Below are 15,964 nucleotides of genomic sequence, written 5' to 3'. Positions count from 1 at the left end.
ATTTTTCTACTATTCAAAAAAAATAGGGAAAGTGTTTTTCAAGATATTCCAGAAAAATATGCTGCAAAAAAGATTAATTCAAGCGAAGCAGATCACCTTATTAAAGAGCTATCTGATTTGATACAAGAAAAAGCGCTGTTTAAAAATTCTGATGTAAAATTGAAAGACTTAGCCGATGAATTGAATATTTCTAAACATCATTTATCACAATTATTAAATGATAATTTAGGAAAATCGTTTGCTCAATATATAAATGAATTAAGAATTGAAGAAGCCAAAAAACTATTAGTAGAAAATAATCAATTTACTTTAGAGGCTATCGGTTTTGAAGCTGGGTTTTCTTCAAAATCTACGTTTTACGCTACCTTCAAGAAGGTTGTAGGGCAAACGCCTGCCGAGTTTAAAAGGCAATTTTCTTAATCATTTTATCCGATTTTATAATTCTGGACAATTCCATTATAACCTAACACTTTAAATTGCATTTGTTTTTTGAAGTTTGTATAGAACTTTAAAAACATACAAATGAAAAAGATATTCCTCTTATTTATAATAGTCTTAATTTCTAATTCGCTTTTAGGTCAATCTACAAAAGATCCAGAACCAAATAAAACAGTTATTCGTTTAACTATCCTTAACGCGAATGGTGACGTCTTAATGAAAGAATCAGATTATGGTTGGATGACAATTGCCACATTCCATACAGAAAGACAAAATATTAATGAAGTTATAGATAGTCTTACAACTGAGTATGGCATTACAATTACAAAACCAAGCCTTGCTGGAATCTTTACTTATAAATACAAGTTTAAAGAATCATCTGACACCAGACAGTTATATGTGGCTAAATACATTAAGGGTGATTTAGAATTAGGAAAGGGCAACCACAACTTGACTTGGTTACCAAAAGATGAAGCTATAGAAAAACTTAAAAGCACAGTGCCGTCATTAGGGGAAATGACACAGCAAATATTAGATTTTCCTAATGAGGTTTGGGGTGGGTCCTTTTTATTGGATAGGAATGAAAACTGGAAATTGAGTTCTAAAATAATAGAAAATTTTCATCTAATAAGAGATAATCAATTTACAAGTGTACAATCAGAATCTTCTTTGGTTGAAAAAACACTTCAAAACTACATGAAAGGCAGTTCATACAACAAGTTAGAAATGCTAGAAAGTGCTTTTACAGAAAATGCGACTTTATATCTTACAGGAAGAGATGGTAAGTTTAAGATTTATACGCCAAAAGAATATACTGGGTTTTTTAAGAATGCTGAAAAAGGAAAATTCAATGGTCGTGATGCTAAAGTCTTAGCAATAGAAGTAGTAAAAGATATAGCAACTGCTAAAGTTGAAATTGCAGGTCCAGATAGAGAATGGGTTTATATCGATTTGTTCTTATTAAAGAAGTTTGAAAACGGATGGAAAATAATTAGTAAAACAGCAACTAGAGTTGATGATGCAAAAGATAACTAATATGAAGCAGTTTTTTATCCTTTTAATAATCATTTGTGGATTTAATCTATACGCCCAAGAATCTACTATTAAATATATAGACACCAAGATTGAGGTTGATGGCGAGTTCTCTGAACCGATTTGGCAACAATTACCAGAGCATACAGGTTTTTATAACTATTTACCTACAGATATAGGTTTAGCGGAAAATCAGACTTCGGTAAAACTATTTCATAATGGTGAGTATTTATATGTGCGTGCTATTTATAATGATACAACAGAGAGAACGCAAGTAAGTACTTTAAAAAGAGATGTGTCTATTGCGTTTAGCGATGCCTTTATTATGGTTTTAGATACGCAAAACCAGGAACAGAATGGCTATTTGTTTGCGGTAAATTCTTTAGGAAATCAAACCGATGGTTTAGTAGGTAGAAGTAGTGGAGGTTATAATTTAAGTTTTAGTTGGAATACCGTTTGGCAAGCCAAAACGAAATTGAACGGTAATAAAAAACAATATGAAATTGCGATTCCGTTAAAAGCTTTAAACTTTAATAAAGACAATGCTGTTTTTGGTGTTCAGTTTTATGTTAGAGATATTAAAAATAATTCGTGGACAATACTTACCAACGTAAAACGAAACTATGCCAACTTAGATTTGCGATTTAATGAGAAATGTGCTGTTGAAAATCTTCCAGATAAATCAACTTCTCGCTTTACTGTTACTCCATCTATAACAACAAACTATCAAAATGATGTTGTTGAAGATGTTGATGAAACTACCATTAAGCCTAGTCTAGATGTACAATATAACTTAACATCATCCTTAAAATTAGATGCGACTATAAATCCAGATTTTTCGCAAATTGATGTCGATCAACAAGTAACTAATCTAACGCGATTCTCGGTGTTCTTCCCAGAACGCAGAAATTTCTTTTTAGAAAATGCTGATTTGTTTTCAAATCTAGGTGTACAAGGTGTCAATCCATTTTACTCAAGGCGTATCGGTGCAAATAGCGATATTCAATTTGGATTAAAACTTTCAGGAAACATTGCACCCAAAACAAGAATAGGCGTTTTAAATGTACAATCAGATAAGGAAGACGATATAGCCTCGCAAAACTATGGTGTTTTTGTTGGTGAACAACAATTATCAGAAAACATAACCGCAACAGCTTACTTAATCAATAGGCAAGAAACTAATGGATTTGAATTCGTTAATGATTATAATCGTGTAACAGGGTTAAACATTAACTACAAGTCTAACAACAATAAATGGTTAGGGCTCGCCAATTTTGGTAAGAGTTTTAATGATGGAGTTTCAGAAAAAAATAATTTTTATCATGCAGGTGTTTGGTATAATAAAAGAGGGTTTGAGTGGAGTGCAGCTATAAAGAATATTGGTAAAAACTACATTACAGATTTTGGGTTTACACCAAGAGTTAGTAATTATGACGCTTTAAATGATATAGTTGTTAAAGAAGGATATACACAAACTACAGCAAGAGTTGAACATCAGAAGTTTTATGAGAATCATAAAAGTTTAAATTCTTTTCGAATTTTAAATTATAGTAACAATACGTATTTTGACGAAAAAGGTAAACTTAATCAATCATCTCATTTTTTAAATTCAGCACTATTCTTTAAAGACCTTTCAGCTGTTTATTATGTGTACACACATGATTTTGTGGATTTAAAATATGGATTTGATCCTTTAGCAAATGGTAACGCATTGCAGCCAGATAAATACAGTTATGGATTATTAAAAGTAGGATATAATTCGGCTAATAATCAAAAATTCAGATATCGTGTTAATCTTCAGAAAGGGAATTATTATAGTGGAAAGCAAACCGCAGGTGGTATTTATTTAAATTATCAGTTGCTACCTTTTGCAAACCTTGAAGTATCTCACGACATTAATGCCATTGATTTAAATGCCTTAGGAAAAGAAACCTTTCACCTTACGAGATTTACAGGACAAGTCTTTTTTAATAATCGCTTAAATTGGACCACTTATGTACAGTACAATACACAACGTGACAATTTTAATGTTAATAGTCGCATACAATGGGAGTACAAACCATTATCTTATATTTACTTAGTGGTATCGGATAATTACAATCAAGATATTACTCGAAAAAGTTGGGGAGTTGCTTTTAAAATGAATTATAGATTAGAGTTTTAAACAAAAAAACGCGAAGCATTTGCTTCGCGTTTTTTTATATAATATTTGAAAGAGAATTAATCAGCTAAAATAATAAGCTTATTGTCTTTCATTTCAATAGTACCAGAATTAATAGCTAACCAAACTCCTTTATCAGATTTCGTAAATTTAGCTTCAACTTCTTCTTCGAGTGTAACAGAACCAGCAACTTTTACGTGTCCTTCTTTAAGAATAGATACAATAGGTGCGTGATCTTTCAACATTTCAAATTCACCATTTACACCAGGAACAGTAACAGAATCTACTTCTCCACTAAATAATGTTGCCTCAGGCGATACAATTTCTAAATACATATCTCTTTTAGTTATGAGTTATGAGTTAAAAGTTTGAGCTAAAATCCTGAACTCTAAACTCTGAACTCTGAACTTAATTAGGCTTCAGCAAGCATTTTCTCTCCTGCTTCAACAGCTTCTTCAATAGAACCTTTAAGGTTAAATGCAGCTTCTGGTAAGTGATCTAATTCACCATCCATAATCATATTAAAACCTTTAATAGTTTCTTTAATATCTACTAAAACACCTTTAAGACCTGTAAACTGCTCTGCTACGTGGAAAGGTTGAGATAAGAAACGTTGTACACGTCTTGCTCTACCTACAGCCATTTTATCTTCTTCAGATAATTCTTCCATACCAAGGATAGCAATAATATCTTGTAATTCTTTATAGCGTTGTAATAACTCTTTTACACGCTGTGCACAGTTATAGTGCTCATCACCTAAAATATCAGCAGTTAAAATACGTGATGTAGAATCTAATGGATCTACCGCAGGATAAATACCTAGCTCAGCAATTTTACGAGATAATACTGTTGTTGCATCTAAGTGAGCAAACGTTGTTGCTGGTGCAGGATCCGTTAAATCATCCGCAGGTACGTAAACCGCTTGTACAGATGTAATAGAACCTTTTTTAGTTGATGTAATACGCTCTTGCATCGCACCCATTTCAGTTGCTAATGTCGGTTGGTAACCTACCGCAGATGGCATACGACCAAGTAATGCAGATACCTCAGAACCAGCTTGTGTAAAACGGAAGATATTATCTACGAAAAATAATACATCTTTCCCTTGTCCATCACCAGCTCCATCACGGAAATATTCTGCTATAGTTAATCCTGAAAGTGCTACACGAGCACGAGCTCCAGGAGGCTCATTCATTTGTCCGAATACGAAAGTTGCTTTAGATTCTTTCATTCCTGATTTATCAACTTTAGATAAATCCCATCCTCCTTCTTCCATAGAATGCATAAAGTCATCACCATACTTGATAATTCCTGACTCTAACATCTCACGAAGTAAATCGTTTCCTTCACGTGTTCTTTCACCAACACCTGCAAATACAGAAAGACCACCATGACCTTTTGCAATATTGTTAATCAACTCTTGAATTAATACTGTTTTACCAACACCAGCACCACCAAATAAACCAATTTTACCACCTTTTGCATAAGGCTCAATTAGATCGATTACCTTGATACCAGTAAATAAAACTTCAGTAGACGTTGATAAATCTTCAAATTTAGGAGCTTGTCTGTGAATAGGTAAGCCAGCATCACCAGCTTTAGGTAAATCACCTAATCCATCAATAGCATCACCAATGACATTAAAAAGACGTCCGTAAACATCTTCTCCAATAGGCATTTGGATTGGAGCACCAGTTGCGTGAACTTCTGTTCCTCTACTTAAACCATCAGAAGAATCCATAGCGATAGTACGTACTGTATCTTCACCAATGTGGGATTGTACTTCTAATACTAATTTAGAACCATCTTGGTTGTTAATTTCTAACGAATCATAAATCTTTGGAAGCTCTGAACCAGCAGCGAATTCTACATCGATAACTGGGCCTACGATTTGTGCAACTTTACCTGTAACTTTTGACATTACTCTTATGTTTTTGTTATGCAATAATTTAAATATGAAAAACAGCTCGTTTTTCGCGCTGCGAAGATATAGTTTTATTTAAAATAAAGTAGTGTTTTTTAATGGCTTTTTTGCATAAAAAAAGTGCGCTCAATTTGAACGCACTTTTTATAATATATAATGTTATAATTTATTGTAGTGTCTGTGAGTAGACAGTAGGATAATTACCAGGATCTGCCTTAACACCAGCGGCTATAAAATTAGAACCATAAGTTGTGTCAATGGCTTCTAAAAATTTATTCGCCATCACAGCATAACCTCTAGCAGTTAAGTGGATACCATCCATACTTACTAAACCTCCAGAAATGAAGCTAGTTGTTAAGGTAAAGTCACCATCAGAAATTCCTGTGGTAGATGCTTCTTCTAGTATTCCTTTAAAATCAACAATTCCTAGATCTTTTGATGAAGCAACAGCAGCTATAGTAGTGTTATATGCATCTGTTGCATTTTTAATACTTAATAATTCTGAACTATCTAATGCATCTCCATCATCAATACCACTAACCGCTGCTAATACTAGACCTGCCTGTTGAGGTGTTGGAGTTCCACCAGTTTGTAAAAGACCTAAAACCTGAAGAACTTCTGGTGTTAGAACTACAGAACCATAACCTTGAGCTAATGCAGTTTGGTTGATAGTTAATAATAACAACTCATCTTCTGTCATTTGTCTAAAACCTAATGGGTTTGTAGCAGACATAGGTACATCTATTAAAAATCTATTTGGACCTTCATTAAATGTAATAGCATATTGCGCTGCGAGAGCTTGAGCTTGAGCAGCAGGAACACCTTGTAGAATTAATCCCTGTGTAGTTATACCAGCTACTGCTTGAAAAAAGCCTGTCAGACTTGCTGCAGTTCCTGCATCTATATTTAGTGCATTGTTAGGAACAGTTGTAAAGAATGGTAAATTTGTTACGTATGGAACATTAGCAAGAACACCTTTAGCATCATTAGCTGTTAATGCATCTACTTGTGCGCTAAAAACTCCTGCAAATACATTTGGATCTGTAATGTCAGTTCCTCCATATGTTGAAGGATCAAAGTTTCCAGTTTGATCAACTCCTGTACCTCCAGAAGTTGCATAAGATAACACATCGTTTCCTCCAATTTCTGAAAGGGTGAAAAATGTTGGATTTTGTGCTAAAGCATCCTCTAATACAGACGCAGTAGATGAAGATGCCATTCTTCCAAAATATGGATTTAATCCTCCGTATCCGTTTAAAGTAATATGAAAACTTTTAGCACCTGGAACACCCATATTATTAAACGGACCCGTTATAGAAGTTAGAGCCAAATCTGTTGTAGGTGTAGCATCTAATCTAGTTGGAGCAGGACTAGCACCAGATAAATCTAAATAGAATCTAGGTGGGAATAAGTCATCACCAGTAATAGGATGTAAAATAGGGTTACCACCTGCAACAAAACCACCGATATTATCATTCATTAATGGTTGTGTGAAATTGTCTATTCCAAATTGTTGTGATAGTATATTAGGAAATGAATTTTCTTGTCCAGCAATAAAGACAGCTCCGTCAGCAAAACCAGCCGAGAAAGATGCTCCAACTGCCACATAATTTGTAATGTCTATAGAGCCCATTGTTAAAGCTGGTAAAGGTTCAGGTTCTGGGTTATAATCATAATCGTCTTCACTACAGGCTGTAAAACCTAATAGAACAACCGAAAGAAATATATATTTAATAGTTTTCATTTTTGTATTAATTTTTATAAGTTATTAATAGTCCAAGATGCATAGTACATAGAACCAATACTTCCAACACCAATCGCTGTAAAATATTCATCTCCAAGTAAATTTGTTGCACCTACTTTGAAAGAAGACTTAAGTGAAGGTATTTTGAAATTCACTTGAGCATCTAAGACGTGGTAAGCAGGAATATCTCCGTTACCGAAAGTAGCTTGCCAGTAATAGTTGTCACTCCATCTCCAAGCGACATTAAATCCTACATTTTTAACGAGCTCTGTATTTCCAAAACTTAACTTTGTTTTATGTTCTGGAGTGTTGAAACTTGTTATAAAATCAGGGAATGCAGCTTGATCAAAATCTTGTTTAGTATAGGTGTAACTCCCACCTAAATCAAAACCACCTAAAACCTTTAAGTCTAAACCAATAGAGCCACCATAAGAATTGATATCGGCTTCAGAATTGTTATAGGTTTGATAATCTCGAAAATCGCGATTCGAAATTGCATTGACGGAAATATCGTTAGTTCCTACAGTTCCATAGAAAGGTGCGCTCACAACTTCTCCAGAAATAAAGTCTTGGTATTTGTTATAATAAACACTCATGTCTACGGTTACCTTATTTAATTTACCTCTATATCCTACTTCAAAAGAAGTGATTTTTTCAGGTTTAACAATGTCAGAGTTCCCAACTTCTAATAAACTTGCATCTCTAGTGCCTACTGTATTGCCACTTGCCAAATATGCATCTACTGATGATTTTAAATATGAATTTTCGTAGGCAGCACGACCTGTTTGAGTAACCGTTGCTGGTTGACCCAAATCAATACCTCCTGGGTTGATATCATAAGTTCTTTCATAACGATCTAAATTTGATGGAGCGGAACCAACTAAGACTCTTGGTCCAGCATTAAGACCAATAAATAAATCTTGTGTAGTTGGGTTTCTAAAGCCAGTTTGTACTGAAGCCCTAACATTATGATTTTTGTTTACCGTTAAACCAGCAGAAATTCTTGGGGAAAGAAACCCGTCAAAAAATTCAGATTTATCGTAACGTGCAGAACCCGTAAGTTTTAATTGCATGTCTTCATTCAATTCAAACTTTTTCTGAAGCTGGGTATAAACGCCATATTCAGAATAATCTATAGGACCGTCAAAATCGGTATAAATAGTACCAAAAGAATTTAAACTGTATTGTCTGTAAGAACCACCAATTTGAACATCTACTACATCCCATAAATGACTGAAGTTATAATTAGCATCACTATGGTAGTATTTTGAATTATCTTGAAATTTTGAACCTGTATTCAAATCTGGATCATTGATACTTTTATTAAATGCAGCAATAAATTCAGGTGAGCCAGGTAAATAACGTCCTGATTCAGCTTGAGCTCTTGCAGCAGCATGTGCTTGAGCATCTGTTGCACCTGAAAGTGTTGCACCAATATGGGTATTGATATACTCACCAAACCATTGTGCATCAGATTTCCAAGCTCTATTTATATTCACACCTGTGAATACCATATCATAAGAATCTCCCGCTTTATCCGAAACGACATAACCTCTAACGAAAAAATTATCGTTCTTTACTTCGATTTTATGTTGCTGTTGGGAAAAACCAGCGATATTATATCTATTACTACCTTGGTATATTGTATTTCCTGTACCAAACTTTCCAACGTATTGAATTTCAAAATCATTTTCCCATGGTCTAAAATATAAGCCCCAATCTGCTTTAATACTTTCTGCATTATAGTTTGTTAAGTCTTCTTCATTATAACCAGTTCTACTTACGACCACATCTGGTACAATGCCTGTTCCACCAGCTAGTACGTTAATATTTTGAGCAACCAAGTCACCATATACATTGATTCCATCGTAACCGTAACTTGCTCTAGTATCACCAGTTCCTGGTTTACCATTATAATTATCAGCAGTCCAATCGGTTCCTTTTAACCAACCAAAATTAACTTTAGCTGCAAATTTTTCATTGAATTTATAAGCCATTCTAATTCCAGAATCTCTATAGGTGTTGTCTCCACCAGCATCTTGTGATGTTATACCTTGTTTGTGATAACCACTAATACCTTGAAAGTCAAAAGGACTTTTACTTCGCATAAATAAGATACCATTAAAAGCATTTGCACCATAAAGAGCAGATGCAGCACCAGGTAATAGCTCTACGCTAAAAACATCGGTTTCATTCATACCAACTAAATTTCCGATTGGAAAATTCAATGCTGGAGCAGAATTATCCATTCCGTCTACTAACTGCATAAAACGTGTGTTAGAAAATGTTGCAAACCCTCTGGTGTTTACGGATTTAAAGGTTAAACTATTTGTGTTAACATCAACTCCTTTAAGGTTTTCTAATCCATCATAAAAGCCAGCAGATGCAGTATTTTTTATTTCTTTTAAACCGAAACGTTCAACAGTAACAGGCGATTCAAATATTCGTTCTGGTGTACGTGATGCAGAAATTACGACTTCATCTAGTTCGTTTCCTTCTACCAGAGTAACATCTACAGTTTGATTATTAGATGTGATCTCAATAGTTTGAATTTCGAACCCAGTGTAACTCACACGGATTGAGAATGGAGGATTTTGATCTACTGTTAAAGTGTAGTTACCATCAAAATCTGAAATAGTACCAGAACTGGTGCCTACTACGACAATGTTTGCACCAGGTAAGGGTAACCCAGTATTGTCTGTAATTTTACCTTTTATAGTGGTCTGTGCAAAAGTTGCCACACAAAAAAGCATTGTGAAAAGCTTTAAGATTGTCTTCATTTTAGAGAATTAGTTAATTTATTAGATGAGCAATTTAATTAAATATATGAAAATTCAGTAAGAAATTCTCATAAAATTATGCGTGCATAATAAATTATCAAAAAATAAAGCCTATAAATTGAGGATTACACAATTCATAGACTTTAAAATATTGTTCTAAAACTTTCTTTAATTATTCAACTGTAACTGACTTAGCTAAATTTCGAGGTTGATCGACATTCTTTTCTAACATTACAGCTATATGATATGATAATAATTGTAAAGGTATAGTAGTTAGTAAAGGTGTAAGGCATTCTATAGTCTCAGGCACTTCAATAACATGGTCTGCTAAATCTTTAACACTTTTATCTCCTTTGGTAACAATACCTATAATCTTACCTTTTCTAGATTTTATCTCTTGAATATTACTTACTACTTTTTCGTAATGTCCTTTTTTAGTAGCAATTACCACAATGGGCATATTTTCATCAATTAAAGCAATAGGACCATGTTTCATCTCCGCTGCTGGATAACCTTCTGCGTGGATATAAGAAATCTCTTTTAGTTTTAATGCTCCTTCTAGAGCTACAGGGAAGTTAAACCCACGACCTAAATACAAGAAATTAGTAGCGTCCTTATATATATCTGCTATAGTTTGGACATAAGTATCAGATTTTAAAGCTTCTTCAACTTTACTTGGTATTGTTTCTAATTCAATTAAGTGATGTCTAAATTCTGAACTTGAAATTGTACCCTTTGCTCTTGCTAATCGCAATGCCATTAAGGTTAATACAGTTATTTGTGTTGTAAATGCCTTTGTTGATGCGACACCAATTTCTGGGCCAGCATGCGTATATGCACCTGCATCAGTCTCTCTAGCAATAGAAGAGCCTACAACATTACAAACACCAAATACAAATGCGTCTTTAGATTTTGCTAATTTTATTGCAGCCAAAGTATCTGCTGTCTCACCAGATTGAGATATTGCTATAACAACATCCTTTTCTGTAATTACAGGGTTTCTATATCTAAATTCTGAAGCGTATTCTACTTCAACAGGGATTCTAGCTAAATCTTCAAAAATATATTCTGCAACTAAGCCAGCGTGCCAAGAAGTTCCACATGCCACAACGATGATACGGTCAGCAGCAAGGAATTTTTTCATATTGTCTTCAACACCTGCTAGTTTTATCATTGCTTCATTACTAAGCAATCTTCCTCTAAAAGTGTCTAAGATAGCATCAGGTTGTTCATATATTTCTTTAAGCATAAAGTGATCGTAACCACCTTTTTCTATTTGCTCTAAATTAAGTTGAAGTTCTTGTATGTAAGGGTCAACCAAAGCATCATTCTTAATTTTTCTTATTTTTATGTCTTTTCCTCTACGAATAATTGCCATTTCTTCATCTTCAAGATAAATAGCATTTTTAGTATATTCAATAAACGGAGAAGCGTCACTTGCAATAAAGAATTCATCGTCTCCAATTCCAATAGCCAATGGGCTACCTAATCTTGCAACGACAATTTCGTTTGGTTTGTTCTTATCGAAAACAGCAATTGCATATGCACCTACAACTTGATTTAAAGCAATTTGAACTGCTTTTCCTAGTTTTGTCTTTTCGTTTTTCTTTACGTCTTCTATTAGATTGACTAATACTTCTGTATCTGTATCTGATTTAAACGTGTAACCACGCTTAATTAATTCTTTTCTTAGTGAATCGTAATTTTCAATAATTCCATTATGGATGATTACTAAGTCTCCAGAATTTGAATAATGTGGATGAGAGTTTACGTCGTTTGGCACACCATGAGTAGCCCAACGTGTATGACCAATACCAAGAGTTCCATCTGTTGAAATTTCACTTTCTAATCGATCTTTAAGGTCAGAAACTTTTCCTTTAGTTTTTGAAAGTTTAATATTGTTTCCGTCGTATAATGCTATACCTGCACTATCGTATCCACGATACTCTAGTCTTTGAAGCCCTTTAATTACAATAGGATAAGCCTCGCGATGGCCAATATATCCAACAATTCCACACATAGGTTAATTTTTTAGTTAATTTGGTTCGGTGTAATATATTTCTAAATACACCTTTTTACTTTGATCTTGGGTATTATTACCATGCAATACTGTACCTCTTGGTGATAAAACTGAACTTAATGGTATCATAATATCTGGATCATCAGCACTTTGTACTTCTTTTTGTCCAAGACCTAAAGCTTGATTTTCCAGATTAACATTAAGAGAAACGGATAAACCTAATTTAACATTAGTAGAATCTCTTAATAATAAATTATTAATGTGTTCTGTAATCTTCAACTTGTACTTAATACCATCTCCAGTTGGTTCGTCACCAACACGTTGTAATGGCCCAAGATGGTTTATAATCGAAAACGAAGGTAAGCTGTTGTTTGATGCATCTCTATTATAATCGGTTAACGGTAAATTATTATCTATATCGTACAAGAAAATGCGATTTGGCTCGTTGTTTTGCACACTTTCTTGGTTAACATAGAAAACGAGATTAGCTTCATTTACTAAGCGTTTTGAACTTATAAATTCATCATTATCATCTAGATTTACGAAATCACTTCTAAATTTCTCAAAATTAGTTATGTCAGCTCCTTGATCGTAAAAACCATCAAAAAGCTTCACAACAGCAAAAGAACCTTCTCCACCTTTTAAATATAACTCACTATCACCGTTTACATCATCACCATCAATTATTGGAGTCGTAAAATTGTTATCAATAAAGTTAATTCTGTTTGGTCCAAACCTCAATACAAACGAAGACTGTTCTGTTGCACTAGCGTCATCAGTTGTCGAAGTAGTAAGTCTTGTATAATGGATGGTAATATTTGCATTTTGATTACCAGTATCTAATATCATGAAACTACCATTATTTTCGTTAGCTTCTGCTTTAAAGTAGAGCCCTCTAAAATATTCTGCAAAATTATTTTGACTACTCAAAACTGGGTCACCTTCTTTGTCAATAATTTTGTTTTGCCAATATGCTGGATCTAATTTAATTCTTATACCAGGCGATAGTCTTTGAGAAACTTGTGGTTGTCCATCTTCATCATCTTCTTCTAAAACAAACCCTTCGTCGCTAATGTTTATTATATTATCTGTACTAGCTGCGGGATAAGATGTCTGTGGACCTGTAAGAAAGATTAATTCCTCCCCTTCCAAAGCAGCATCTGAAATAGCTTCCGACATAGACGCAGATTTGTTAGAGAAATAGGCTTGAGCTTCATCGAACTCTCCGTTTGGATCAAAATCTCTTAAAAAATAGTTGTTTTCAAAAACCCTTAATTTTATAGATTCATAGGTTTCTGTTTTAGGTAAAACAGAATCAATATCATATAATATATTTCCACTGTCTTCAACTTCTTTAGCAGAACTAAAATAGGGAAGTGATAATACTACTGAGTCTATTACAACTTCATCTCCAAAATCTGGGTCAAAAGCACTTGCTGTTATTTGATTAACAAAGCTATAAGTGCTTCTTCCGTATCCATCATCATAGATGCCTAAAGAATTGATATTAACTCCGAGGTTATTTGTTTCAACCGGTCCTAAAGCTTTTGTATAGGTTATAACATCGTGCTGTTCTGATTCGATACTAAAATTTGTAGCATTTTGATTATTAATAATGTCAGATTCTAGGTCTGCAAAATCTTTATCACAAGCAATAAAACTTAGTACGATTAATCCAAATACAGTAATCTGTAGGGCAAATTTGTTTCTTTTCATAGGTGTTATTAACTGTTTAAGACAGTATTATTGTAAAACTCTGTGTACGGATCTGCAAATTCTTCAATAGAATAGAAGTCTAAAACAGGTTTTGTTAAATCATTTATGTATGTATCTAATTCTTTTGGTAAATCTTCTGAACCTCTAATTATTGCATCAGAATTATCAATAGCAATTTTCATTAAATTAATATAATCTGGTTGTTTTAAGAGTTTAGTTGCATCAGCATCTAATTCATCAAAACTCACTTTATCTAGCATACCCTTATCTAACGCACCTTCAAAACTTTGATTGTACACAGAGGTTACTATTTTGCTTTCTGTGAATAAAGGTTCGGTTTTATAAAATTCTTTTAAATACAATGGTAGTAAAGACGCAAGCCATCCGTTGACGTGTATAATGTCTGGAGCCCAGTTTAGTTTTTTAACAGTTTCAATAACTCCTTTGGCAAAGAAAATGGCGCGTTCGTCATTATCCGGGAAGAGGTTTCCGTCTTCGTCTGTTAACGTCGCTTTTCTTTTAAAATAATCTTCGTTATCTATAAAGTAAACTTGAATTCGTTCTTTAGGAATTGATGCCACTTTAATAATTAAAGGCATATCTAAATCGTTAATCACCAAGTTAATTCCAGAAAGTCTAATAACTTCATGTAATTGATGCCTTCTTTCATTAATGTTACCAAAGCGAGGCATAAAGATTCGTATTTGACCTCCTTGTTTGTTTACCATTCTTGGAGCTTCAAATGACATTGAAGAAATCTCAGTTTCTGGTAAATATGGAACCACTTCTGAGGACACATACAATATTCGTTTATCTTTCATAAATCTGCTGCTTTTGTAAATTAAAGGTAAAAAACATGCAAAATTACAAAATTTTGTGCAGATTGCCAGTAAAATATTATGTTTGCACGCGTTAATTTTTTGTTATAGCCTTGAGAAAATTTCTTAATAAAATCGAATTGTCACATCATATTGATGAGATAAAAGCCAATGGAAAGTCCGTTGGGTTTGTGCCAACAATGGGTGCACTTCATAATGGTCATTTATCATTGGTTAACAAAGGGTTAGATCAAAATGATATTGTTGTGGTTAGTATTTTTGTTAATCCGACTCAATTTGACAACCAAGAAGACCTAGTTAAATATCCAAGAACTTTAGATGCTGACGTTACACTTTTAAAAACAGTAAGTGATACGACGATTATCGTATATGCTCCAACTGTTGAAGATATTTACGGTAACAATATTCTATCACAATCTTTCACCTTTGAAGGTTTAGAGCATGAAATGGAAGGAGCATTTAGAGACGGTCATTTTGATGGTGTTGGCACAATAGTGAAACGCTTATTGGAAATTGTTAAACCAGATTATGCTTATTTTGGTGAAAAAGATTTTCAGCAATTACAGATTATTAAAAAACTTGTTGAATTGCATCATATTCCTGTGAAAATTATTGGTTGTGCTATTCATAGGGCAGAAGATGGGTTGGCCATGAGTTCTAGAAATGCAAGACTGACAGAAGTGCATAGGAATATTGCGCCTTTTATATATAGAACACTTAATTCTGCCAATGAAAAGTTTGGCACAAAAAGTGCTCAAAATGTTACGGAATGGGTTGAAAAGCAATTTAAAAGACAACCGCTTTTGGAGTTAGAGTATTTTATTATTGCAGATACAACAACCTTAAAACCAGTAAAACGAAAATCAACAAAAAAGACATATCGAGCTTTTGTAGCTGTATATGCAGGTGATATAAGACTTATAGATAATATCGCTCTAAATTAATTATCTTTGTAGAATGCAAATACAAGTTGTAAAATCTAAGATTCATCGTGTAAAAGTTACAGATGCAAAACTTAATTATATAGGAAGTATTACCATTGATGAGGATCTTATGGATGCCTCTAATATTATACAAGGTGAAAAAGTTCAGATTGTAAATAATGACAATGGTGAACGTTTAGAAACCTACTGTATTCCTGGTCCTCGAAATAGTGGTGAAATAACATTAAACGGAGCTGCTGCACGTAAAGTTGCGGTTGGTGACACCTTAATTCTTATTACATATGCGTTTATGGACATTGAAGAGGCTAAAGTTTTTAAACCTTCTTTAGTGTTCCCAGACGAAGCCACCAATCTTCTAAAATAGCT

General features: G+C 33.6%; 12 protein-coding genes. 5 read left to right on the top strand and 7 right to left on the bottom strand.

All coding sequences use genetic code 11. The annotated features are described in order from the left end of the window. From QZZ53_RS07550 to QZZ53_RS07540, 3 genes are all read left to right on the top strand, one after another. The coding region (locus QZZ53_RS07550) for a helix-turn-helix domain-containing protein (protein ID WP_296383189.1) at positions 1-420 on the top strand (420 nt) is incomplete at its 5' end. A gap of 102 nt (positions 421-522) precedes the next feature. Beyond that, on the top strand, positions 523-1,473 hold the full coding sequence (locus QZZ53_RS07545; protein WP_296383187.1) for a nuclear transport factor 2 family protein: 951 nt from the start codon (positions 523-525) through the stop codon (positions 1,471-1,473). Between the two features lies 1 nt (position 1,474). Beyond that, positions 1,475-3,634: a DUF5916 domain-containing protein gene (locus tag QZZ53_RS07540; protein ID WP_296383185.1), complete on the top strand. Its 2,160-nt coding sequence runs from the start codon at positions 1,475-1,477 to the stop codon at positions 3,632-3,634. 56 nt (positions 3,635-3,690) lie between these two features. On the opposite strand, the gene QZZ53_RS07535 is transcribed toward QZZ53_RS07540, so the two are convergent. The 7 genes from QZZ53_RS07535 to QZZ53_RS07505 form a co-directional block, all read right to left on the bottom strand. After that, positions 3,691-3,966: a hypothetical protein gene (locus QZZ53_RS07535; RefSeq protein ID WP_296383184.1), complete on the bottom strand. Its 276-nt coding sequence runs from the start codon at positions 3,964-3,966 to the stop codon at positions 3,691-3,693. A 77-nt stretch (positions 3,967-4,043) separates the two neighbouring features. Further along, positions 4,044-5,552: a F0F1 ATP synthase subunit beta gene (atpD, locus tag QZZ53_RS07530; RefSeq protein ID WP_296383182.1), complete on the bottom strand. Its 1,509-nt coding sequence runs from the start codon at positions 5,550-5,552 to the stop codon at positions 4,044-4,046. Positions 5,553-5,721: 169 nt separating this feature from the next. Beyond that, positions 5,722-7,299, bottom strand: a complete 1,578-nt coding sequence (locus tag QZZ53_RS07525; RefSeq protein WP_296383180.1) for a G-D-S-L family lipolytic protein — start codon at positions 7,297-7,299, stop codon at positions 5,722-5,724. Positions 7,300-7,313: 14 nt separating this feature from the next. Further along, positions 7,314-10,079, bottom strand: coding sequence for a TonB-dependent receptor (locus QZZ53_RS07520; protein ID WP_296383178.1), 2,766 nt, complete (start codon positions 10,077-10,079; stop codon positions 7,314-7,316). Positions 10,080-10,251: 172 nt separating this feature from the next. Beyond that, positions 10,252-12,099, bottom strand: a complete 1,848-nt coding sequence (glmS, locus tag QZZ53_RS07515; protein WP_296383176.1) for a glutamine--fructose-6-phosphate transaminase (isomerizing) — start codon at positions 12,097-12,099, stop codon at positions 10,252-10,254. A gap of 15 nt (positions 12,100-12,114) precedes the next feature. Further along, positions 12,115-13,815 carry a DUF4270 domain-containing protein gene (locus QZZ53_RS07510; protein WP_296383174.1) on the bottom strand — a complete coding sequence of 567 codons (1,701 nt, stop codon included), beginning with the start codon at positions 13,813-13,815 and terminating at the stop codon, positions 12,115-12,117. An 8-nt stretch (positions 13,816-13,823) separates the two neighbouring features. After that, positions 13,824-14,636, bottom strand: a complete 813-nt coding sequence (locus QZZ53_RS07505; protein WP_296383171.1) for a glycogen/starch synthase — start codon at positions 14,634-14,636, stop codon at positions 13,824-13,826. A 110-nt stretch (positions 14,637-14,746) separates the two neighbouring features. On the opposite strand from QZZ53_RS07505, the gene panC reads away from it, so the two are divergent. Together panC and panD are read left to right on the top strand one after the other, a co-directional pair. After that, positions 14,747-15,598 (top strand): pantoate--beta-alanine ligase, encoded by an 852-nt coding sequence (gene panC, locus QZZ53_RS07500; RefSeq protein ID WP_296383169.1) that lies wholly within the window; start codon positions 14,747-14,749, stop codon positions 15,596-15,598. A gap of 13 nt (positions 15,599-15,611) precedes the next feature. Beyond that, positions 15,612-15,962: an aspartate 1-decarboxylase gene (panD, locus tag QZZ53_RS07495; protein ID WP_296383167.1), complete on the top strand. Its 351-nt coding sequence runs from the start codon at positions 15,612-15,614 to the stop codon at positions 15,960-15,962. Positions 15,963-15,964 lie beyond the last annotated feature (2 nt).

Origin of the sequence: Winogradskyella sp., from assembly GCF_016744625.1 — a bacterium.
Classification (GTDB): domain Bacteria; phylum Bacteroidota; class Bacteroidia; order Flavobacteriales; family Flavobacteriaceae; genus Winogradskyella.
This window is presented reverse-complemented; position numbering and strand designations above follow the sequence as displayed.